The 20837-nt window shown below is 55.1% G+C and carries 22 protein-coding genes; 21 read left to right on the top strand and 1 reads right to left on the bottom strand.

Annotation, left to right across the window (positions count from 1 at the left end; translation table 11 throughout):
* The first annotated feature begins 212 nt into the window (after positions 1-212).
* The 20 genes from ruvC to glmM all read left to right on the top strand — a co-directional run bounded on the left by ruvC (position 213) and on the right by glmM (position 17448).
* Positions 213-725, top strand: coding sequence for a crossover junction endodeoxyribonuclease RuvC (gene ruvC / locus RMR16_RS10670; RefSeq protein WP_320198248.1), 513 nt, complete (start codon positions 213-215; stop codon positions 723-725).
* 24 nt (positions 726-749) lie between these two features.
* Positions 750-1367, top strand: a complete 618-nt coding sequence (gene ruvA, locus RMR16_RS10665) for a Holliday junction branch migration protein RuvA (protein ID WP_320198538.1) — start codon at positions 750-752, stop codon at positions 1365-1367.
* A 54-nt stretch (positions 1368-1421) separates the two neighbouring features.
* Positions 1422-1682, top strand: coding sequence for an AbrB/MazE/SpoVT family DNA-binding domain-containing protein (locus RMR16_RS10660; protein ID WP_320198249.1), 261 nt, complete (start codon positions 1422-1424; stop codon positions 1680-1682).
* Positions 1679-2077 (top strand): PIN domain-containing protein, encoded by a 399-nt coding sequence (locus RMR16_RS10655; RefSeq protein WP_320198250.1) that lies wholly within the window; start codon positions 1679-1681, stop codon positions 2075-2077. Before RMR16_RS10660 ends, RMR16_RS10655 begins: the two co-directional genes overlap by 4 nt.
* Complete coding sequence (gene ruvB, locus RMR16_RS10650) at positions 2074-3114, top strand: Holliday junction branch migration DNA helicase RuvB (protein WP_320198251.1); 1041 nt, start codon at positions 2074-2076, stop codon at positions 3112-3114. Before RMR16_RS10655 ends, ruvB begins: the two co-directional genes overlap by 4 nt.
* Before the next feature lie 2 nt (positions 3115-3116).
* On the top strand, positions 3117-4010 hold the full coding sequence (locus RMR16_RS10645) for a metallophosphoesterase (RefSeq protein ID WP_413785953.1): 894 nt from the start codon (positions 3117-3119) through the stop codon (positions 4008-4010).
* Complete coding sequence (locus RMR16_RS10640) at positions 3994-4176, top strand: DUF2945 domain-containing protein (protein ID WP_432354647.1); 183 nt, start codon at positions 3994-3996, stop codon at positions 4174-4176. Before RMR16_RS10645 ends, RMR16_RS10640 begins: the two co-directional genes overlap by 17 nt.
* 17 nt (positions 4177-4193) lie before the next feature.
* The gene (locus tag RMR16_RS10635) at positions 4194-4769 is read left to right on the top strand and encodes a DinB family protein (protein WP_320198252.1); all 576 of its coding nucleotides are present in this window, start codon (positions 4194-4196) and stop codon (positions 4767-4769) included.
* Entirely contained in the window at positions 4766-5278 is a 513-nt protein-coding gene (locus RMR16_RS10630; protein WP_320198253.1) for an NUDIX hydrolase, read from the top strand. The genes RMR16_RS10635 and RMR16_RS10630 overlap by 4 nt, the downstream gene beginning before the upstream one ends.
* On the top strand, positions 5275-5811 hold the full coding sequence (locus tag RMR16_RS10625; RefSeq protein ID WP_320198254.1) for an NUDIX hydrolase: 537 nt from the start codon (positions 5275-5277) through the stop codon (positions 5809-5811). Before RMR16_RS10630 ends, RMR16_RS10625 begins: the two co-directional genes overlap by 4 nt.
* Complete coding sequence (gene ybgC, locus RMR16_RS10620; RefSeq protein WP_320198255.1) at positions 5804-6244, top strand: tol-pal system-associated acyl-CoA thioesterase; 441 nt, start codon at positions 5804-5806, stop codon at positions 6242-6244. The genes RMR16_RS10625 and ybgC overlap by 8 nt, the downstream gene beginning before the upstream one ends.
* A 428-nt stretch (positions 6245-6672) precedes the next feature.
* A complete protein-coding gene (gene tolQ, locus RMR16_RS10615; protein ID WP_320198256.1) occupies positions 6673-7392 on the top strand; it encodes a protein TolQ in 720 nt (239 codons plus the stop codon).
* A 30-nt stretch (positions 7393-7422) separates the two neighbouring features.
* Positions 7423-7878: a protein TolR gene (gene tolR / locus RMR16_RS10610; protein WP_320198257.1), complete on the top strand. Its 456-nt coding sequence runs from the start codon at positions 7423-7425 to the stop codon at positions 7876-7878.
* Between the two features lie 9 nt (positions 7879-7887).
* A complete protein-coding gene (locus tag RMR16_RS10605) occupies positions 7888-9072 on the top strand; it encodes a hypothetical protein (RefSeq protein WP_320198258.1) in 1185 nt (394 codons plus the stop codon).
* A gap of 78 nt (positions 9073-9150) precedes the next feature.
* Positions 9151-10464 (top strand): Tol-Pal system beta propeller repeat protein TolB, encoded by a 1314-nt coding sequence (tolB, locus tag RMR16_RS10600; protein WP_320198259.1) that lies wholly within the window; start codon positions 9151-9153, stop codon positions 10462-10464.
* 213 nt (positions 10465-10677) lie between these two features.
* On the top strand, positions 10678-11211 hold the full coding sequence (gene pal / locus RMR16_RS10595) for a peptidoglycan-associated lipoprotein Pal (RefSeq protein ID WP_320198260.1): 534 nt from the start codon (positions 10678-10680) through the stop codon (positions 11209-11211).
* Between the two features lie 225 nt (positions 11212-11436).
* Positions 11437-12456, top strand: coding sequence for a tol-pal system protein YbgF (ybgF, locus tag RMR16_RS10590; RefSeq protein ID WP_320198261.1), 1020 nt, complete (start codon positions 11437-11439; stop codon positions 12454-12456).
* Positions 12457-12482: 26 nt separating this feature from the next.
* Positions 12483-13784 (top strand): tRNA lysidine(34) synthetase TilS, encoded by a 1302-nt coding sequence (gene tilS / locus RMR16_RS10585; protein ID WP_320198262.1) that lies wholly within the window; start codon positions 12483-12485, stop codon positions 13782-13784.
* 154 nt (positions 13785-13938) lie between these two features.
* Complete coding sequence (ftsH, locus tag RMR16_RS10580) at positions 13939-15882, top strand: ATP-dependent zinc metalloprotease FtsH (protein WP_320198263.1); 1944 nt, start codon at positions 13939-13941, stop codon at positions 15880-15882.
* A 213-nt stretch (positions 15883-16095) separates the two neighbouring features.
* Positions 16096-17448, top strand: a complete 1353-nt coding sequence (gene glmM / locus RMR16_RS10575) for a phosphoglucosamine mutase (RefSeq protein WP_320198264.1) — start codon at positions 16096-16098, stop codon at positions 17446-17448.
* Between the two features lie 37 nt (positions 17449-17485).
* Here glmM and RMR16_RS10570 read toward each other — a convergent pair whose 3' ends face one another.
* Entirely contained in the window at positions 17486-19438 is a 1953-nt protein-coding gene (locus RMR16_RS10570; RefSeq protein ID WP_320198265.1) for a putative bifunctional diguanylate cyclase/phosphodiesterase, read from the bottom strand.
* A 554-nt stretch (positions 19439-19992) separates the two neighbouring features.
* Between RMR16_RS10570 and RMR16_RS10565 the strand changes: the two genes are divergently transcribed.
* Positions 19993-20799, top strand: a complete 807-nt coding sequence (locus RMR16_RS10565; protein WP_320198266.1) for an outer membrane protein — start codon at positions 19993-19995, stop codon at positions 20797-20799.
* Positions 20800-20837 lie beyond the last annotated feature (38 nt).

Raw genomic sequence — 20837 nt, 5'->3', positions numbered from 1 at the left:
TCCCGATGTAAGTTGCACTGCGGAATTTGCCAGTGCAGTCGCGTCGAATTGATCGTGGTGTCAGAAAAACTTGTTCTTCGGCGGGCGAGAAAACATCGGAACTCCGATGAAAAGGTCTTAACCTTTGGCAGCCAACGCCTTTCCATTGAGGGATGTTGTCGTTTTGTTCACTTATCGCTGGCAGGTTTTGTCACTCAAGGATAGGGTGAAGCATGCAGAACGCGATTCGAATTATCGGGATTGATCCGGGGCTGAGGCGAATGGGCTGGGGCATCATAGAAACGCTGGGCAACAGCCTGCGTTTTGTGGCGTCTGGAACAGTCACGTCCGATGGCGATATGGATCTGGCCTCGCGCCTTTGCCAGTTGCATGATGGCTTGGCGGAAATCGTGCATTCGCATCAGCCCGATGAAGCGGCGGTAGAACAGACCTTCGTGAACAAGGACGCTGTGGCGACGTTGAAGCTGGGGCAGGCGCGTGGCATTGCGATGCTGGTTCCGGCGCGGGCGGGCTTGCCGGTGTCGGAATATGCACCGAATGCCGTCAAAAAATCCGTGATCGGCGTGGGTCATGGCGACAAGAAGCAAATCCACATGATGCTGAAAATCCTGATGCCCAAGGCCGAATTCAAGGGCAATGACGCGGCGGATGCTCTGGCAATTGCCATTTGCCACGCTCACAATCGCGTCAGCGACCGGATGCGGCGCGTTCTGGCCGCCAGCTAATTTTTTTATATTGAAAGCGTCATGATGATCGGGAAACTCAAAGGCACAATCGATGAAATCGGCGACGACCATGTGCTCGTCGATGTGCATGGCGTGTGTTACGTCGCGCATTGTTCGGCGCGCACCTTGTCGCGGCTCGGGTCTGCGGGGGAAGCCGTCGTGCTTTTCATCGAAACCTATGTGCGCGAAGACCAGTTGAAGCTTTTCGGTTTCACCACTGCGTTGGAGCGGGAGTGGTTCAACCTGCTGCAAAGCGTGCAAGGTGTGGGCTCCAAGGTCGCACTGGCGGTGCTTTCGACTTTGACGCCATCCGAACTGGCCAATGCTATCGCGCTCCAGGACAAGGTTGTTGTGTCGCGTGCGCCGGGTGTCGGCCCCAAAGTGGCGATCCGTATCGTGACGGAGCTTCGCAACAAGGCTCCTGCATTTGCGGGTGAAGCATCGGGCGCCATTGGATTCAAACAGGAACTGAGCGAAGGGGTAGCGCCTGCACCCGTTGCCGATGCCGTGTCTGCGCTGACCAATCTCGGTTATTCCCGCGACCAAGCCGCAAACGCCGTTGCCGCAGCATTGAAAAATGGCGGTGAGGGTGCCGATAGCGCCAAGTTGATCCGGCTTGGTTTGAAGGAGCTTTCGCGGTGAATCCTTGCTATTTTTCACATTCCTTACTATTGTGAAAATGTAAGGAGCGATCGAATGAATGTCTTTTATGGAACGATGACATCAAAAGGCCAGACCACGGTGCCTGCCGAAGTGAGGGAGCTTCTGAGTTTGAAATCAGGAGACCGTATTCGCTATGTTGTGCGCAATGGTGAGGTCACCCTCCGGGCCAAAAATCGAAAAGCGGCGGAGCTGGCCGGAATTCTGCATAGACCCGGTGCCGAAATGCTTGAGATAGGCGACATGGATGCGGTGATTGCGAATGCGGTTGTTGATCATGTGATCAAGACCAAATGATCGGCATCGATACTAACATTCTTCTGCGTCTGGTTCTTCAGGACGATGTGGAGCAATCTCGGAAGGCGCTGAAACTCTTTGGAGGGCTATCGCAAGATAATCCCGGTTTTATCAACGCGACTGTTTTGATGGAATTTATCTGGACGGCGCGTCGGCACGCCAAGATGACGAGGGATGAGTTGAAGCGCGTCCTTTCGGGTCTGCTTGATTCTGACAATATCGTGCTTGAAGACGAGAACGTCATTGAGTTGGTGCTGGATGAGATGGAGCGGAACTCCGAGGAGTTTACGGATATTTTTATTTCCCTGAAAAACCGTGAGCGCGGATGCGATAAGACGATGACGTTCGACAATGTTGCGGCCAGCACAGTGCCGGGAATGGAACTTTTAACATGAGCGAGGCGGCAAGGCTGATTTCGTCCGAGAAACGCGGCGAGGATATCGACACCACGCTGCGCCCGCAAACGCTGGATGATTTTACCGGTCAGTCGGAAGCACGGGCCAATCTGAAGATTTTTATCGAGGCGGCGAAAAACCGTGGCGAGGCGCTGGACCACGTTCTGTTTGTGGGTCCGCCCGGCCTTGGCAAGACCACGCTGGCGCAGATTATGGCCAAGGAATTGGGTGTCAATTTTCGCTCCACGTCCGGTCCGGTCATCGCCAAAGCGGGGGATTTGGCGGCGCTGCTGACCAATCTTGAAGAGCGTGATGTTCTGTTTATCGACGAAATCCATCGTCTCAGCCCGGCAGTGGAAGAAATTCTCTATCCGGCGATGGAGGATTTTCAACTGGACCTAATCATCGGCGAAGGTCCGGCGGCGCGGTCGGTCAAGATCGATCTCTCGAAGTTTACGCTGGTTGCGGCCACGACCCGTCTCGGGCTTTTGACCAATCCGTTGCGGGATCGTTTCGGCATTCCGGTTCGACTGTCATTCTACACGGTGGATGAGCTGGAGCTGATCGTGCGGCGTGGTGCGCGGTTGATGGGTTTGCCGATGACCGATGAAGGCGCGCGTGAAATCGCCCGCCGTGCGCGTGGCACGCCCCGCATTGCTGGCCGACTGTTGCGCCGTGTGCGTGACTTTGCCGAAGTGGCAAGGGTGGAAGCGGTAACGCGTGAAATTGCCGATGAGGCGCTGACGCGGTTGCTCGTGGACAATATGGGGCTTGATCAGCTGGACATGCGCTATCTGACCATGATCGCGGTGAATTTCGGTGGCGGACCGGTGGGGATCGAAACGATTGCGGCGGGGCTTTCCGAACCGCGTGATGCGATCGAGGACATTATTGAGCCTTATATGATCCAGCAGGGCTTCATTCAGCGTACACCGCGCGGCCGTATTTTAACACCGACCGCGTGGAAGCATCTCGGCTTGCAGCCGCCGAAAGATTTGGAAGCGGCGCAGTTTCGTATGACGTTGGAGGACGAATAGCTTTGATCAGTCGTCGGACATTGCTCAAGACGGCTGCGACCATGGCGGCGGGGCTTTTTTCTCTCGGCGCGTATGCCGGTGGTATTGAACCACTGGCGAGGCTTTCGACGACGCGTTACCGGATCAACCCACCCAATTGGCCATCCGGGCAGCGTTTGCGCATCGTGGCGCTGGCAGATATTCACGCGTGTGAGCCTTGGATGTCGGCAGAGCGAATAGCGAAGATTTGCGATTACGCCAACACGCTGGGCGGCGACATCACGTTGCTGCTCGGCGATTATATGTCGGGCATGAAGTTTGTGACTGGCACGGTGCAACCCGAAGAGTGGGCGCAGGCACTGGCGGGATTAAAAGCGCCCTACGGCGTCCACGCGATATGCGGCAATCATGACTGGTGGCAGGACCCGGAGGCCCAGAGACTGCGGCTGAAGGAAACCGTCGCACACCGTGCGTTGCGGGCAGTGGGCATCCATGTTCATTCCAACGACGCGGTGCGGTCTGGTTCGCCCGAACATCCATTCTGGATTGCCGGTCTTGAAGATCAATGGGCTTACCTTCAGGGACGAAGACGCACCGGGCTGGATGACCTTCCGGCAACATTGGCGCAGATTACCGACGATGCGCCCATTATTCTGCTGGCACATGAGCCGGATATTTTCATATCGGTGCCGGAGCGTGTTTCGCTGACGCTTTCCGGACATACCCACGGTGGTCAGGTCAACCTGTTTGGCTGGCGTCCGGTCGTTCCCTCGCGTTTTGGCGAGCGTTTTGCTTACGGGCATGTGGTGGAGGATAATCGAAATCTCATCGTTTCCGGCGGCCTCGGTTGCTCTGGCGCGCCAATCCGTTTCATGTCGCCGCCCGAGATTGTGGTGATCGATCTGGGAGAGGCTTGAGGAACAATCTCGTTGCCCCGTCATTTCCGTTCTTTGCAAGGAGCGCAAGATTGAAGGCTCCGTCATCAAGCGCAAGGCCAGCAAAGATGAACCCGCCTATCTGATTGAGCAGGAGGATGGTGGGCGGGTTTTGAAAAGCCATTCGGAGTTGCAAGAATTGGGGTGACGTGAATTGGGCGCGCTATGAGTTATGATCTCTGTCGTGTGTTCAGGAAACTGGCGCGAAACAATCGCCTTGCCAATTTTCGGCTGCACAGTGAATGTCTTAAGCTTTCCCAGGAGGAGTTTGTTGCTCCACGGACCAGCTTCTTTCCCAGCATTCGCGCAACCTTGAACCATATTCATCTGGTCGATGTGTTTTATTTCGACGCGCTGAAGGGCGGCACTTTGGGACATGCGGCCTTTGAGTGGGAAGAGCCTTACGCCACCGCTGTCGACTTGCAGGATGCACAGGCGAAACTGGATAGCGACCTGATCGTTTTTGTTGATGGACTGAAAGCGGATGATCTTTGCGCCGCAGTGCAGGTTCATCGCGGAGAACGTATACAACAGGATCGCTCCGACGATATTCTGACACATCTGTTCCAGCACCAGACGCATCATCGTGGGCAGGTGCATGCGATGCTGTCTGGAACAGCGATCAAGCCGCCGCAACTGGATGAATTTATTGTGGGTGATGATGCCGGGGTTCGCAAATTGGAAATGGACGCGCTAGGTTGGACGGAAGATGATTTGATGTTTCCAGGGCCGACCGCATGAGTGAAGACAAACGTATCCGCATAAAATTCAAGCCGAAGCGCCTTTTTCAGATGCGGGTGGCCGGCATTGCGTTTCGCGATGGGCATGTGCTGGTGCACCGTGCGGCGCATGAAAAATTCTGGACGTTTCCGGGTGGGCGTGCCGAAATGGGTGAGCGATCGGAAGAGACGTTGGCGCGGGAAATGGTGGAGGAACTTAACGCTGAGGTTCAGGTCGGACGGCTCGTCTGGGTGGTGGAAAATTTCTTTCATTATGAGGGCAAAGACTGGCACGAGCTTGGTTTTTATTACCTGATGGACCTGCCGCAGACATTTCCTTTCCATGAACAAGAAATCGTTCATCGCGTTCAGGACGGCGACAATGCGCTGGAATTTCGCTGGGTGAAGGCGACCAAGGAGGCGTTGACGACGCTGGACATTCCGCCCTATTTCATCGCCGGTGAAATCGAAAACCTTCCGGCGTCCACGAAGCATGTGGTCTGGAATGACGGCAATCTGGACGACAAATGAGCCATTCCGCTGAACGCCACATGATCCGGCTTGACCACAAGCCGCAGTTTTTCAGTTTTCGTGTGGCTGGGCTGATCTTTCACAACGGATATCTCTTGGTGAACCGGAGTGTTGCCGACCGCTATTGGGCGCTTCCCGGTGGGCGGGCGGAAATTGGTGAAAGCTCGGAAGAGACTATTCTGCGGGAGATTGGGGAAGAGCTGCATGTGGAGGCGCGGATTGATCGCCTTTTATGGACGGCTGAAAACTTCTTCCGTTACGGCGAATATGATGCGCATGAATTGGCCTTTTATTATCTGCTGCATCTGGAAGCTGACTTTCCGTTCCATGAGAGCGAGATCGTTCACCGGGTTGTCGATGGCGTAGAGGTGGAATTTCGCTGGTTGCCGGCGACACCTTCTGCTTTGCGTGAGAACGATTTGCGGCCCACCTTTATTGCGCAGAACATTGATCGACTGCCGGAGCGGTATGAGCATTGTATTGTTCGGGAAGGTGTCGCGCAGAAACACAATTTGGGAACAGGGCATGACTGACCTTACCGTATCGTTGTCTGGCGAACTCATCGAACACGGGCACCGGCTGACGCAGCGGGTTTATTATGAGGACACGGATTTTTCCGGTCTGGTTTATCACGCCCGTTATCTGCATTTTCTGGAGCGTGGCCGCACGGATTATCTGCGGTGCCTTGGCTGTGAACAGAGCGCGCTTTTGACGGCGGATGAGGAGGGGTTGGTTTTTGTGGTTCACCGCATGGAAATCGACTTCAAAACGCCGGCGCGGATGGATGATGTTTTGACGATCACCACGCTGACTGAAAAAGCGGGTGGGGCGAAGATGGTGCTCAATCAGGAAATCCGGCGAGGCGAAACACTTTTGGTTGCTGCAAAAGTGATTATTGCCGCGATCAATGCCAAGGGTAGACCGCGAAGGCTGCCGGAAACGATTGCCGAAAAGTTTATGAACTGAGAGTCTGCTTGAAAACGTCGGACGGGTCGATCCGGTGGGTGATTTTTGTGCCTGCCTGCGTCTAAAATCTTGCCGATATCACAAGATAGCGCCTTCGATCTTCTCCTTGTCAGACACAAAAATCACCCACCCGCTCTCTGCCGCCGAGTTTCCAAGCAGACTCTAAGAAAACCCTGAAATATGCAGGTCCACTTTAAAGTGCCAGTTTAGTAACACTCCCTTAACCATAATGTAGTCTTACTTAACCATCCGGTATTTGTGCGCCGCACGCCTTCCTTTTACCAAATTTACCGGCAAGGAAGGCGTAATGGCATTATCGGGGCATGACTCAAGGGGTTTCTCGGCAGTGGCCGCAGGCTTCAAACGTTGATGCGCGTTTAAATCGCCCGGTCATGCACCGGGCGTTTGGATTCGGGGATTGGATATTTATGGAACAGGCAGGTTTGGCAGCGGCAACGCACGACGTAAGTCTTTGGGCTCTGTTCATGCAGGCTGGCCTCATCGTCAAGCTGGTTATGATCGGCCTTATCGCCGCCTCGGTTTGGACGTGGGCCATCGTCATCGACAAATATGTGAGCTTCGGCAAGGCGAGACGCCAGTTCGACCAGTTCGAACAGGTTTTCTGGTCGGGCCAGTCGCTGGAAGAGCTATACCGGACGCTGGCAGAGCGCCAGAACACCGGTCTTGCGGCAATTTTCGTGGCGGCCATGCGCGAATGGAAGAAGTCTTTCGAGCGCGGCGCACGTTCGCCCATCGGTCTTCAGATGCGTATCGACCGTGCGATGGACGTGACCATGGCGCGTGAAGGCGAGACCTTTGACGCCCGCCTCGGCTCTTTGGCGACGATCGGTTCGGCTGGCCCGTTCATCGGTCTGTTCGGTACGGTTATCGGTATCATGACATCGTTCCAGGCGATTGCCGGTTCCAAATCAACCAACCTTGCGGTGGTTGCACCGGGTATTGCCGAAGCGCTTCTGGCGACGGCAATCGGTCTGGTCGCAGCTATTCCAGCGGTTATCGCCTACAACAAGTTTACAGCCGATGCGGGCAAGCTCAATGCGCGGATGGAAGGTTTTGCGGATGAATTCTCCGCAATTCTGTCACGCCAGATCGATGAGAAGCTGCAAACCCGTCAGGCAGCGCAGTAAGAGCGCGACTGAGCGAGTGGAGTAAAGACTATGGGTATGTCAGCAGGCGGCGGTGGTGGTGGTTCCGGTGGACGTCGGGGTCGCGGGCGCCGCAGAGGTGGTGCGATCAGTGAAATCAACGTGACGCCACTGGTGGACGTCATGCTCGTGCTGCTCATCATCTTCATGGTGGCGGCACCGATGATGACGGTCGGCGTGCCTGTGGATTTGCCGCAGACGGCAGCCTCTGCGCTGAATTCAGAAACACAGCCGATCACGATTTCCGTCAATGCGAATGGACAGATCCATTTGCAGGAAACGCAGATCGAGGCCACGGAAGTGGCTGACAAACTTCAGGCCATTTCCACCACCGGCTACAATGAACGCATTTTCGTGCGCGCAGATTCCGTTGCTGCTTACGGCGTTGTTGCAGATGTGATGGCGCGTATTCAGTCCGCAGGCTTCAAGAATATCGGCCTCGTCACACAACAGAAACAGGACAATTGACGTAAAGCGATGAAGGGCAGCATTACCACATCTGCGATTGTGCACGCTTCGCTTCTGGCATTTGCCCTGGTTTCTCTGGGCTCGCCGGCACAGTTAGAGGTGTCTCAAGCCGAGGCGCTGCCCGTTGAGCTGCTGTCCGTGGAAGAGATGACACAAATTCAGCAGGGCGATAAGAATGCGCCTAAAGCTGAAAAGTCCGCGCCCGTTCCGACCAATCGCCCGGATGTGGTGCCGAATGCGCAGCATGCCGGCAACAACACCAATGATATTGAAGCCCCCCCAACGCCGACCGAAAAGCCCAACAACAATGTGAGTGCGGCTGCGCCGCCTAAACAGGAAAAGCCTGCTCCGGTTGTCGATACCAAGCCAAACGACGTCAAAGACATCGTCAAGGAAGAAACCTCTGCGCCGAAGCCACAGGAAATGGCCTCTCTTCCCACACCGAAGCCGGACGTAACGCCACCGCCGAAGCCTGCACAACCGCCCGTCGAGCAACAGGCGCAAGAGCCTCCGCCGCAGAGCCAGGAACCAGCCGAAATTCCCGTGCCGCAGAATGTGCCACGACCGAATTCCCGTCCGCAGCCGCCTGAGGTAAAGCCAGAGCCGCCAACGCAGGCCGAACAGAAACCTGCCGAGCAGAAGCCCGCGGAAAAACCGGCTGAAAAGAAACCGGATCAGGCGAAATCGAACGAGAAGCCGTCCGATAAGAAGCCCGGAGAGCGCAAGCAGGAAACCGCAAAGTCTGCCGCGTCTCAGGCCAGCGAATTTAATGCGGACGAGATTTCCGCTTTGCTAAACAAGCAGGCACCTTCGGGTGGCGGCGCGAAGCGCTCCACGGAAACGGCGTCGCTTGGCGGGAAGAAAACGATTGGTACCGGATTGAGCGCCAGCGAAATTGACAATGTTCGCGGCCAGATTCAGGGCAACTGGTCGATGGTGTCCGGCTTGACGGGCGTTTCCGAGGTGCGGGTGGTTATCCGCGTTTCACTCGACCAATCTGGCAATATTGTCGGAACGCCTGAGATTACCGCTACAGGCGGGCCGGATGGAACGCGCCGGGCTGTGGAAAGCAGCACGCGCCGTGCTCTTTTGAGGTCCGCTCCACTGCAAAATCTGCCTCCGGGAAAATACGACGGCGAAAAAGGATGGAATACGCTGGTCTTGAACTTCGACCCATCCGACTTTGCTCTTTGAACCGACTGTTTGGGACCGATGCATACACGCAGACCCAAATCGATTTACAATTTGTATGAAGCTGAAAGGCTTGTCTAAATGATCAAGTGCTCTCTCATTCGCGCAATAATGGTTGCGTCAGGCATGCTGTTCTCGATCGTTGCTGTAACACCGGCGAACGCTGAAGTTCAGATCAACATCAACAAGGGTAACGTCCAGCCGCTCCCCATTGCGATCACCGATTTCATGTCGGCTGATGGCATCGGTGCGCAGGTTTCGCAGGTCATTGCTGCCGATCTTCAGCGTTCCGGTCTTTTTGCGCCGGTCAACAAAAACGCGTTCATCGAAAAGATCAGCAACCCGGATCAGCAGCCACGTTTCGAAGACTGGAAGGTCATCAACGCGCAGGCGCTGGTGACGGGCCGTGTGACGAAAGAAGCGGATGGCCGTCTGCGGGCGGAATTCCGTTTGTGGGATACGTTTGCGGGCCAGCAGATGGCGGGCCAGCAATTCTTTACCCAGCCGGAAAACTGGCGCCGTGTGGCCCATATCATCGCCGATGCGATCTATGAGCGTGTGACGGGCGAGAAGGGTTACTTCGACACCCGCGTTGTTTTCGTGTCCGAAAGCGGTCCGAAGACCGACCGCAAGCGTGCATTGTCCATCATGGACCAGGATGGTTTCAACGTTCGCAACCTGACCAACACGAAAGACCTGGTTCTGACGCCGCGCTTCTCGCCAAGCCGTCAGGAAGTCACGTACATGTCGTTTGAAGGTCAACAGCCGCGCGTTTACCTGTTGCAGCTGGAAACCGGACAGCGCGAAGTTGTCGGCAATTTCCCCGGCATGACGTTCTCTCCACGCTTCTCTCCAGATGGCCAGAAGGTCATCATGAGCCTTCAGCAAGATGGTAATGCCAACATCTACACGATGGATCTGCGGTCTCGCACCACGACACGGTTGACGAATACCGGCGCCATCGACACGGCGCCGTCCTATGCGCCGGATGGTCAGCGCATTGCGTTTGAAAGTGACCGTGGCGGTCGGCAGCAAATCTACGTGATGGGCGCCAATGGCTCTGGCCAGACCCGCATTTCCTTCGGTGACGGCTCCTATTCTACGCCGGTATGGTCTCCACGCGGCGATCTGATTGCCTTTACCAAGCAGTCAGGTGGCAAGTTCTCCATCGGTGTGATGAAGCCAGATGGCTCTGGTGAGCGTATTCTGACCAGTGGTTTCCACAATGAAGGCCCGACATGGGCACCGAACGGTCGCGTTTTGATGTTCTTCCGTCAGAATGCCGGTTCGGGTGGTCCGCAGCTCTATTCCATCGATCTGACGGGTTACAACGAGCAGCTGGTCAAGACGCCGACATTTGCGTCCGACCCGGCCTGGTCGCCGCTCCTGGATTGATTTAGCCATGATGGCGGCATCCGATGAAAAGGTTGCCGTCATATTTTCTACGCATGTACATCGGGAATTGCCCTGTTTTCTTGCTGCAATATATTGTGAGGGAGCAAAAAAAGCGGGACATTTCCTTTCTGTTAACCATAATCGTTTGGGGGCAATTAACTGCAATCGGTTATTGTCTGGCAACGTTACTGAAATTCTAAGGAGAGACCGGCGATGAGCCGTACACAAACCTCGGCACTCAGCCCAATGCAGAAACTCGCTCGTAACCCGGCTGTTCTCGCTCTGACACTCGCGCTGGCTTTGGCCGGTTGCGCCAACAAGAAGAACATGCCGAACAGCGCTGGCGAACTTGGCCTCGGTGGCGCAGGTTCTGCAACGCCTGGCTCTGCACAGGACTTCACCGTCAATGTCGGCGACCGCATCTTCTTCGACACCGATAGCACATCCATCCGTGCTGATGCCCAGCAGACATTGCAGCGTCAGGCACAGTGGCTGTCTCGTTATCCAAACTACGCCATCACTGTTGAAGGCCATGCCGACGAACGCGGCACACGCGAATACAACCTTGCGCTGGGTGCACGCCGTGCAGCCGCTACCAAGGAATTCTTGGCTTCGCAGGGCGTTCCTGCAAACCGTCTGAAGACGATTTCCTACGGTAAGGAACGTCCAGTCGCGGTGTGCGATGACATTTCCTGCTGGTCGCAGAACCGTCGTGCTGTGACCGTATTGGGTGGCGCAGGCATGTAATTGCCGCGTTAGAGCGGCGTGTGTTGCTCTAATCTATCCAGTTTTGCGAAATCGAAACCGATTTCCGCGTGGATACCTGGCATTTTGATTGAAAATATAAAGGCGGTCTTCGGGCCGCCTTTGTTTTTTTCATAGTTTGGCCGAAGTTAAGTTGCTTTTTTGAACGATATGGAAAAAATCCGGTTTTGCGTCGTTGTGGCGCAAATCAACGAGACAGGACGCAAGATGAAGAAACTTGTCGTGGCGGGATTGCTGGGGCTAGCAACCTTCACGGCTTCGAGCGGCGCAGCCGTTTCGGGGCCGCTGTTTGGTGCGGGTGGGGCCTTCGGTACGGTTAATTCGCAACGGGCACCGGTGGTGAATGTGCAGATGCAGGGCAACGATGCGGTTCGTGCGCAGCAGCTGGAAGAACAGATTCGCCAATTGAATGGTCGTATTGAGGAAATGAGTTTCCAGCTTCTGCAAATGCAGGAAACTATCCGCAAAGCGCAGGAAGACAACGAGTTCCGTTTCCAGGAGCTTGAAAGTGGAAAGGCGTCCGCGCCAGCCGCGCCGAAAAAGAAGGCTGAGGCCGACATTCCGTCAGCGGCTCCTTCGGATGACATTGCAACCATCATTGAAACGCCGTCTCCCGACGGCGCTTCAAGGAGTGGAACGTCAATGGGTGGTGGTCATACCTCCACGGCACCGCGCTCCAATGCGGCGCCCGCCGAAACCACCCTCGGCTCCATCGAGCTTGATTCGCGCGGCCTGCCGATTGGCGGTTCTTTGAACCAGAATGCGAACAACTCTGCCGGCAAGCTGCCCGGTGTGGAAACTGGTCGCTCTTCTACGCCCGATCCTGTCAACACCGCAGCACTGACCAGCGAAAACGATATCTATCAGGCTGCTTACAGCCACGTCCTGTCTGGTGATTATAAAGCTGCGGAGCAGGGGTTCGACAAATATATTCAGGACTACCCGAAGGGCGGAAAAGCGGCGGATGCAAATTTCTGGCTTGGCGAAGCACAATATTCGCAAGGCAAGTTTACCGATTCCGCAAAGACGTTCCTCAACGCACATCAGGCATACAGCAAGTCACCCAAAGCACCTGAGATGCTCTTGAAGCTTGGCATGTCGCTGGCAGCCCTCGACAACAAGGAAACCGCCTGCGCGACACTTCGCGAAGTGCCAAAGCGTTATCCTAGCGCGTCCAAAACCGTTCTTGGCAAAGTCACCAGCGAGCAAAAACGTCTGAGCTGTTAATCCAGCCCGCGCCCGGTCCCGCGGCGATGTCATCTTTGTTAAAGCCGCTTGCGCCCCTTGAGGCAGCGCGGCTGTTTATAAAAAAAATTCAAAAGCCCACCCGTATTCTCGTTGCAATTTCAGGCGGCAGCGATTCCACCGGTTTGTTACTGGCTTTGCATCTGGCCATAGGCGATGCGGGCAGAGACGATATTTCTCTCCAAGCTGTGACCATCGACCACGCGCTTCGCCCCGAAGCGGCAGAGGAAGCGCGCGGTGTGGCAGCGCTTTGCGCGCAATTCGGCATCGTGCACCATGTTCGCCGGTGGGATGAACCAAAGCCCAAAACCGGAATTTCGGCGGCGGCGCGGCTTGCGCGATATTCATTGATTGGCGCGGTTGCCGGTGAAATGCGTACGGACCTGATCGTGGTCGGCCATACGCAGGGCGATCAGCAGGAAACGATTGCGATGCGTAGTGCCCGCAGTGTGCGGGAGGATAATCTGGGTCTGGCTGGCATGGCGGATGCGGTTCTTTATCACGGTCGCCACTGGATCGTGCGGCCCTTCCTCAACTCCACGCGGCAAGATATTCGAGATTTTTTGGCCGATCATGGTCAGACTTGGTACGATGATCCCAGCAACGACGATGCCAAATATGAGCGGGTGCGAATGCGCAACCTTCCTGCTGAAGTGCCTGTCGAGGTGATTGATCACGCGCGCAAGCGGTCTGAACTTTCTGCACTGGCGGCCCAACTGATTGAAAGACACACCGAATCTCATCATCAGAGCCTGATCAAAATCCGTGCTGAAGGATTGCGCGAGGAGCCTGCGATTTTGCGATATGCACTTTCCGCGCTGGCTTCGGTGATCGGTGGGCGGCGGTTTGCAGTGTCTGCGGACAGCATGGATCGGGTTATGGCGTTTGTTGGCAAAGGTCAGCCGGGCAGGGTGACGGCCAGCCGCGTTGTGTTCGACCGTCGCAAGGAGGGACTTTATCTGGTGCGGGAAAACAGAGATGTTCCGTCGCTGCATATTTCGGCTGGCGCAACTGGGGTCTGGGATGAGCGGTTTGAAGTCACCAATACGTCTGCGGTCGATGTGGTTGTCGGCGGTTCTGGTGTCGCATCAGTGCCGAACATGCTGGTGAACTTTCCATCGTCTGTTCCTTCCGGCGTTGCGACGCGTGCCTGGCAAACCATGCCGGTGTTTCAAGATGACAGCGGCGGTGTGACAATCCGTCCCATGCTGGCGCCATATGATCTTTTTCTGCCGCGTTTGGATATTGGGTTGGCAAACGCCATAGCGCATCTTTTGGGTCGTTCAGCCTACCCGCAGCCTCCGGTTTAAACGTTAGCGCTTCTTTACGTCGATTTTTCTCAGAGTTTTTACCTCAAATCACATCTCATTCCCCTCGCTGCCTTGGCAACGGCAACTGTCCTCCTTATGTTAGGGTCAACATAATGGCGGGCGCGCATTTGCCCGTTGCAGTTCGGGGAGTTCGATGAACCCAAATTTTAGAAATTTCGCCTTGTGGGCAGTGATTGCTCTGTTGCTGATCGCGTTGTTCAGCATGTTCCAATCGTCGCCGTCACAATCGAGCTCGAGAGAGATTCCGTATTCGCAATTCCTTCGCGATGTGGACAGCGGGCGTGTGCGTGATGTCACTGTCACCGGCAACCGGGTTCTTGGAACCTACACCGAAAATGGCACTGCGTTTCAGACCTATTCTCCTGTGATTGACGACGCGCTGATGGGCCGTCTTCAGGCCAAGAACGTCACGATCGTGGCGCGTCCTGAAAGCGATGGTTCGTCCGGCTTCCTGAGCTATCTTGGCACGTTGCTGCCAATGTTCCTCATTCTCGGCGTCTGGCTGTTTTTCATGCGGCAGATGCAGGGTGGTTCGCGCGGCGCCATGGGCTTTGGCAAATCCAAAGCCAAGCTTCTGACCGAAGCACATGGACGTGTGACGTTTGACGATGTTGCAGGCGTGGATGAAGCCAAACAGGATCTGGAAGAAATCGTTGAATTCCTGCGCGACCCGCAGAAGTTCCAGCGTCTGGGCGGCAAAATTCCTCGTGGTGTGCTGCTTGTCGGCCCTCCTGGTACGGGTAAAACCTTGCTGGCGCGCTCCGTTGCGGGCGAAGCCAACGTGCCGTTCTTCACGATTTCCGGTTCGGACTTTGTGGAAATGTTCGTCGGCGTTGGCGCAAGCCGCGTGCGTGACATGTTCGAGCAGGCCAAGAAAAACGCGCCTTGCATCATCTTCATCGACGAAATCGACGCCGTTGGCCGCCACCGTGGTGCCGGTCTTGGCGGCGGTAACGATGAGCGCGAGCAGACGCTGAACCAGTTGCTGGTTGAGATGGACGGCTTTGAGGCGAATGAGGGTATTATCCTGATTGCCGCCACCAACCGCCCAGACGTTCTTGACCCAGCACTTCTGCGTCCGGGCCGTTTCGACCGTCAGGTTGTTGTGCCCAACCCGGATATCGTTGGTCGTGAGCGCATTCTGAAAGTTCACGTTCGCAACGTGCCGCTGGCACCGAATGTCGATCTCAAGGTTCTGGCACGTGGTACGCCCGGTTTTTCCGGTGCCGACCTGATGAACCTCGTCAACGAAGCTGCGTTGATGGCTGCACGCCGCAACAAGCGCGTTGTCACGATGGCTGAATTTGAAGATGCCAAGGACAAGATCATGATGGGTGCCGAGCGCCGCTCGTCCGCCATGACCGAAGCCGAAAAGAAACTGACGGCCTATCATGAGGCCGGTCACGCCATTACGGCGCTCAAGGTTCCGCTGGCTGATCCGTTGCACAAGGCGACGATCATTCCGCGTGGTCGTGCGCTGGGCATGGTCATGCAGTTGCCGGAAGGCGACCGCTATTCCATGAGCTACAAGTGGATGGTGTCGCGTCTGATTATCATGATGGGTGGCCGTGTCGCCGAAGAGCTGACGTTCGGCAAGGAAAACATCACGTCGGGCGCGTCTTCGGACATTGAACAGGCCACCAAGCTTGCTCGCGCCATGGTTACGCAGTGGGGCTTTTCTGATGCGCTCGGTCAGGTCGCATACGGTGAGAACCAGCAGGAAGTGTTCCTTGGTCATTCGGTTTCGCAGTCCAAGAACGTGTCGGAAGCGACCGCGAAAACGATCGATACCGAAGTTCGTCGCCTGATCGATGACGCCTACACGGAAGCCCGCCGTATTCTCACGGATCACCATGATGGCTTTGTTGCCATTGCGGAAGGTCTTCTGGAATATGAAACGCTGACGGGCGAAGAGATCAAGGCGCTGATTCGCGGTGAAAAGCCTGCGCGTGATCTGGGTGATGATTCGCCGGGCCGCGGTTCTGCTGTGCCAAAGACCGGTTCGAAGAAGGATGGCTCGAACGAAGCCAAGGGCGATGGCGAGGCCGAAGGCGGTCTGGAGCCGCAGCCGCGCTGATCCTTTGATCTGATTGCAAAATTTAAAGCCGTCCGTTTTACGGGCGGCTTTTTTACATCTGGCCCGCCGTATAATGTCGGGTTGGTAACAAGATATATTGGGTCTTCGCGGTAATTTACGTGCTGTTTACCGCTGTTTATGGCATCTAGCGAAAAATAGCTGATGCGTATTTTTTTACGCTCTCGTCAGCTCGGGGCAAATTCTGGAGTTCACATGACACGTCGCTATTTCGGAACCGATGGTATTCGCGGCCAATCCAACGTCTTTCCGATGACGCCGGATTTGGCGATGCGTGTTGGTATTGCCGTCGGTACGATTTTTCGGCGTGGCAATCACCGCCACCGCGTCGTCATTGGCAAGGATACCCGCCTTTCCGGTTACATGCTGGAAAATGCGCTGGTGGCAGGTTTTACGGCTGCAGGTCTTGATGTGTTTCTATTGGGACCAATCCCCACGCCTGCCGTTGCCATGCTGACGCGCTCGTTGCGCGCTGATATCGGCGTGATGATTTCCGCCTCGCACAATCCGTTTCAGGACAATGGCATCAAGCTGTTTGGCCCGGATGGCTACAAGCTTTCCGACGAGCTGGAGCTTGAGATCGAGGATTTGCTCGACAAGGATATCTACGCGCAGCTTGCCAAGCCAAGCGAGATTGGCCGTGCCAAGCGTGTTGACGGCGATATTTATCGCTACATCGAATTTGTAAAGCGCACCTTGCCGCGTGATGTAACGCTGGACGGTCTGCGGATTGCCATCGATTGCGCCAACGGTGCAGCCTATAAGGTGGCGCCAGCAGCGCTGTGGGAACTTGGTGCGGATATCGTCACCATCGGCAATGAGCCTAATGGCACCAACATCAATTTTGAATGCGGGTCCACCTATCCCGGTACACTTCAGAAAAAGGTGCATGAAGTGCGCGCCGATATTGGCATTGCGCTGGATGGCGATGCGGACCGTGTTATCATCGTGGATGAGCGTGGGCAGATCGTGGATGGTGACCAGTTGATGGCAACGATTGCCGATAGCTGGGCGGAAGACAATATTTTGCGCGGCGGTGGCATTGTCGCAACCGTCATGTCAAACCTAGGGCTTGAGCGTTTTCTGGACGGCAAGGGGCTGACGCTTGCTCGCACCAAGGTCGGCGACCGTTACGTTGTTGAGCATATGCGCAACCATGATTTTAACGTGGGTGGAGAGCAATCCGGCCATATCGTGTTGTCCGATTACGGCACCACGGGTGATGGGCTTGTGGCCGCACTTCAGGTTTTGGCCCGCGTCAAACGCTCTGGCCGCACGGTCAGCGAAGTTTGCCGCAAGTTTGAACCTGTGCCGCAACTGTTGAAAAATGTCCGCATTTCCGGTGGCAAGCCTTTGGAAAATCCTGTCGTGAAACAGGCGATTGCCGATGCGGAAAGCGCATTGGCCAATAAGGGTCGTCTGGTTATTCGCCCGTCCGGCACAGAACCGCTTATCCGCGTCATGGCGGAGGGCGACGATAGCGCGCAGGTCGAGCGTATCGTCAACGACCTTGTCGGTGTGATTTCGAGTGCTAAAACGGCTGCTTGACGATAAGCAGCGAAAACGCCCACAATTCGTGGGATGACTATGCCGTGCGATAAGCTAGCCTTTGGGCAGATGTTTCCGATGCGAGGAAATCGGGAATGGCTGTTTCCTCTATAGGAGGAGACCAGAGATACCCCTGCACCAGATTGCCGCCGAGCGTGCTGATGACCGCCATCTCCTCGGCGGTTTCCACGCCCTCGACAATCGCGTCCAATCCCATTTCCCGGCTGAGTGTCAGCACGGATCTGACGATCTTATAGCTTGCAGGATTGTCCTGTATGTTGCGCACGAAGCTGCGGTCGATCTTGATCTTTGTCAGTGGTAGCGAATGCAACGATGTCAGGCTGGAATAGCCCGTGCCGAAATCATCCAACGAAATGCCGCAACCGGTCCTTCGCAGCATCTCGACGGATTGCCGTGCCTGCCGCGTATCATGGATGAAGGCCGTTTCGGTGATTTCAAGATCGAGCCGCGCCGCATCGAAGCCGCTGGCTTCAATGATGGCGATGATGGCGACGACAGCATCCGGGCTGTTCAAATCCTGAGCCGAAAGATTGAAGGACAGCCTCATCTCGTCTGGCCACTGACTGGCCGCAGCCAGAGCTTTCTTCAGCAGCGGCCTCGTCAAATTGTTGATAATGCCTGCGCGCTCTGCAATCGGAATAAATTTCGCCGGGGATACATTGCCGAGGTGAGGGCTGTTCCAACGCGCCAGCGCTTCAAAACCGGTGGTTTTTTGCCGTGAGATATCGACGATGGGTTGGAAAACCACCTTCAGTTCAGCGATAAGGTCCGCCTGTTTCAAGGTCTGTTCAATCCATGCATCGCGGTGGATTTCAGCGATATGGCGGGCTGTAAACAGCGTGCTGTTGCCGCGCTTCTGGCGTTTGCCCTGATAGAGCGCGTAATCGGCGCGATCAAACAGTTCTTCCGGACAGGACGCAACATCTGGAAAAACCGCGATGCCAATGGAGCCGGAAATCATGATCGTTGCATCCGGCAGGTTGAAGGGTAACCGCAACTGGCTACACATGCGGTCACCTTCCGCGACGATATTCCGGTTGTGCGGGATGTCAGACATGACGAAAGCGAATTCATCGCCGCCCAGTCTGGCAAGAAACATGTCGTCAGAATTGAAAAAAACAGACAGCCGTTCGCTGACGTCCATCAACAGGCGATCGCCGGATGAGTGCCCGTAGAGATCGTTCACCGGCTTGAAGCCATCGAGATCTATCACGCCGACGGCAAGGCGTTTATCACTGCTGCGCGCGGCGTCGGATTGTTCTGTCAGATGTTTGAAAAACGCTCGCCTGTTCGGCAGGCCGGTCAGGCTGTCTATGTTGGCCAGCCGCAGATTTTCATTGCTCAATGCTTCGGTTTTCTGCTGGGCAACAATCATGCGTTCGAAATTGCCGTAGTTCACCGACAATACTGCCAGCATCCCGAAGGAAACCAGCAGGATATTTGCAGCAATCGCGATAAACGTTGCTTCGCCCGTTGCAGCGAAAAAAACGATGAATGTGCCATTGACGATGGCGGCGACCATAAAGGCCACCGAACGCAAATACATTAGACAGAAGGCGCAGGATATGACCGTGATGGCCATGTAAAAGGCAATGTGCGACCGCTGATAGGCATCGCCGTAAGGATAAAGCAGGAGCGCCCAGAGCGTAAAACCAATAGCAATGCCGACGGACAGGCCGCTTGTTCTTTTCAGCGCGGAAAGTGCCAGCTCCCATGATGGGGTCCAGTGGCGCGATCGCCACCAAAACGCCATGCGGCTCACGCTCACAATCGTCAAGGCAGAAGGGACGAAAATTGTCAGCCATGCGGGTGCGACAGACATATGCGTTGCTGCAAGCGCCCAGGTGCTCGACATCAAAATGAAGTACATCATCGGCATCTGTCTGGAAAAAGCCCGGTATTGTGCTTTTAACAGCTCGGGATTTTGATCTGGAATCCGGAGAAATTCGAGGATGTGTTTCACTGTCATGCCCAAGAATAGGAACCCTGGAAGAGTTTCTGGATAAGTTTTACGGTAGCAATCGCTATGGTTAGGGGCGGGAGAAAATGTCCCTTATGACCAACGCATCATGCTCGATCGCTATTTATGCCAATGCTGAAATAAGCAAACGCCAGTTTGCTGAGCCACCACATTCAGACGTGCGGTAAATAATCTTTGCGGCAGTGCAGTGCATTTACTTATCGTTTTTTTCCGAATGTCGCGGTGATATTGATATTAAAAGACCATTGTTGCGATAAGGAAAATAATATTAGCTAACAAAATATTATTTCACTGATCGGCATTTTCGGGTTTCGTATTTGCCTTTTTACTTGAAAGCGCGGGTGCTAATGGAGGCATATTTTGCCGGGCGGCGACAATTCAAACCCGGCATTTAAAAAGTATTAACCATATATCTTATTGAAGGCGGCCCAAGTATTTCAGATTTTAATTCTGATTTAACCATTTTCCTTCAGGCTTCGTAAATGAAGAATTTCACGGGTATGTGCCACATCTTGTGCGCCTGCCGTTTATGGAGCCGCAGTATGAAAAAGAGCCTGATCGGTGTTGTTGCCGCTTTGATGGCATGCCAAACCGCTTTCGCAGCCGATCTCTATCAGGCTGCACCACCAGCTTTCATCGACACGCCACCGGAAGTGGCCGTTCAGGAAGCAAGCGGCTGGTATCTTCGCGGTGATGTAGGCTATTCGTTCAACAAGTCCCGGAGCTTTGAGTTCAGCCGCGCGTCAGGCGGAACAAACACTCTCATCCACTCCTCCAGAACATCGTCCGATGACAGTTTCCTCTACGGTGCGGGTGTTGGTTATCAGATCAACAATTACCTGCGCACGGACTTGACGTTCGATTACATGGCGAAATCCGATTACCGCGGCCAAGCTGATGCGACAGGCGGCGGTATTGATAACTTCCGCTCATCACTGCGTGCCTACAGCCTGCTGGCCAACGCCTATGTCGATCTTGGGACATACGGTCGCATTACCCCTTATCTGGGTGCGGGTATCGGTGGAGCGCATGTTAAGTGGGATACCGTTAAACTTGACAGTGGTTGCTGCGAGTTTGAAGGGAAGGGCAACTGGCGCTTCGCCTATGCGTTAATGGCTGGTGCATCCATTGATGTGACCTGCAATCTCAAGGCTGACGTTGGTTATCGTTTCCGGCAAATCGGCAGTGGTGAAATGTTTGGCGGTAGTGGTGCTGTCAGTTCGGGCCGTGACAAGGGCTTGACCTCGCATGAGGTTCGTGTGGGTGGCCGTTATGTCTTCAACGGTTGCGATACGGCTCAGTATATTCCGCCAGCCGACATTCCGCTTCAGCCTGCCGTTTACAAATAAGCTTCAGGCCCCAGCATTCATTAAACCGCTCGTATCCT

It is taken from the genome of Agrobacterium sp. rho-13.3 (assembly GCF_033957765.2).
GTDB lineage: Bacteria > Pseudomonadota > Alphaproteobacteria > Rhizobiales > Rhizobiaceae > Agrobacterium.
Note: the sequence above shows the minus strand (reverse complement) of the source record. Positions and strands in the feature narration are given on the sequence as shown.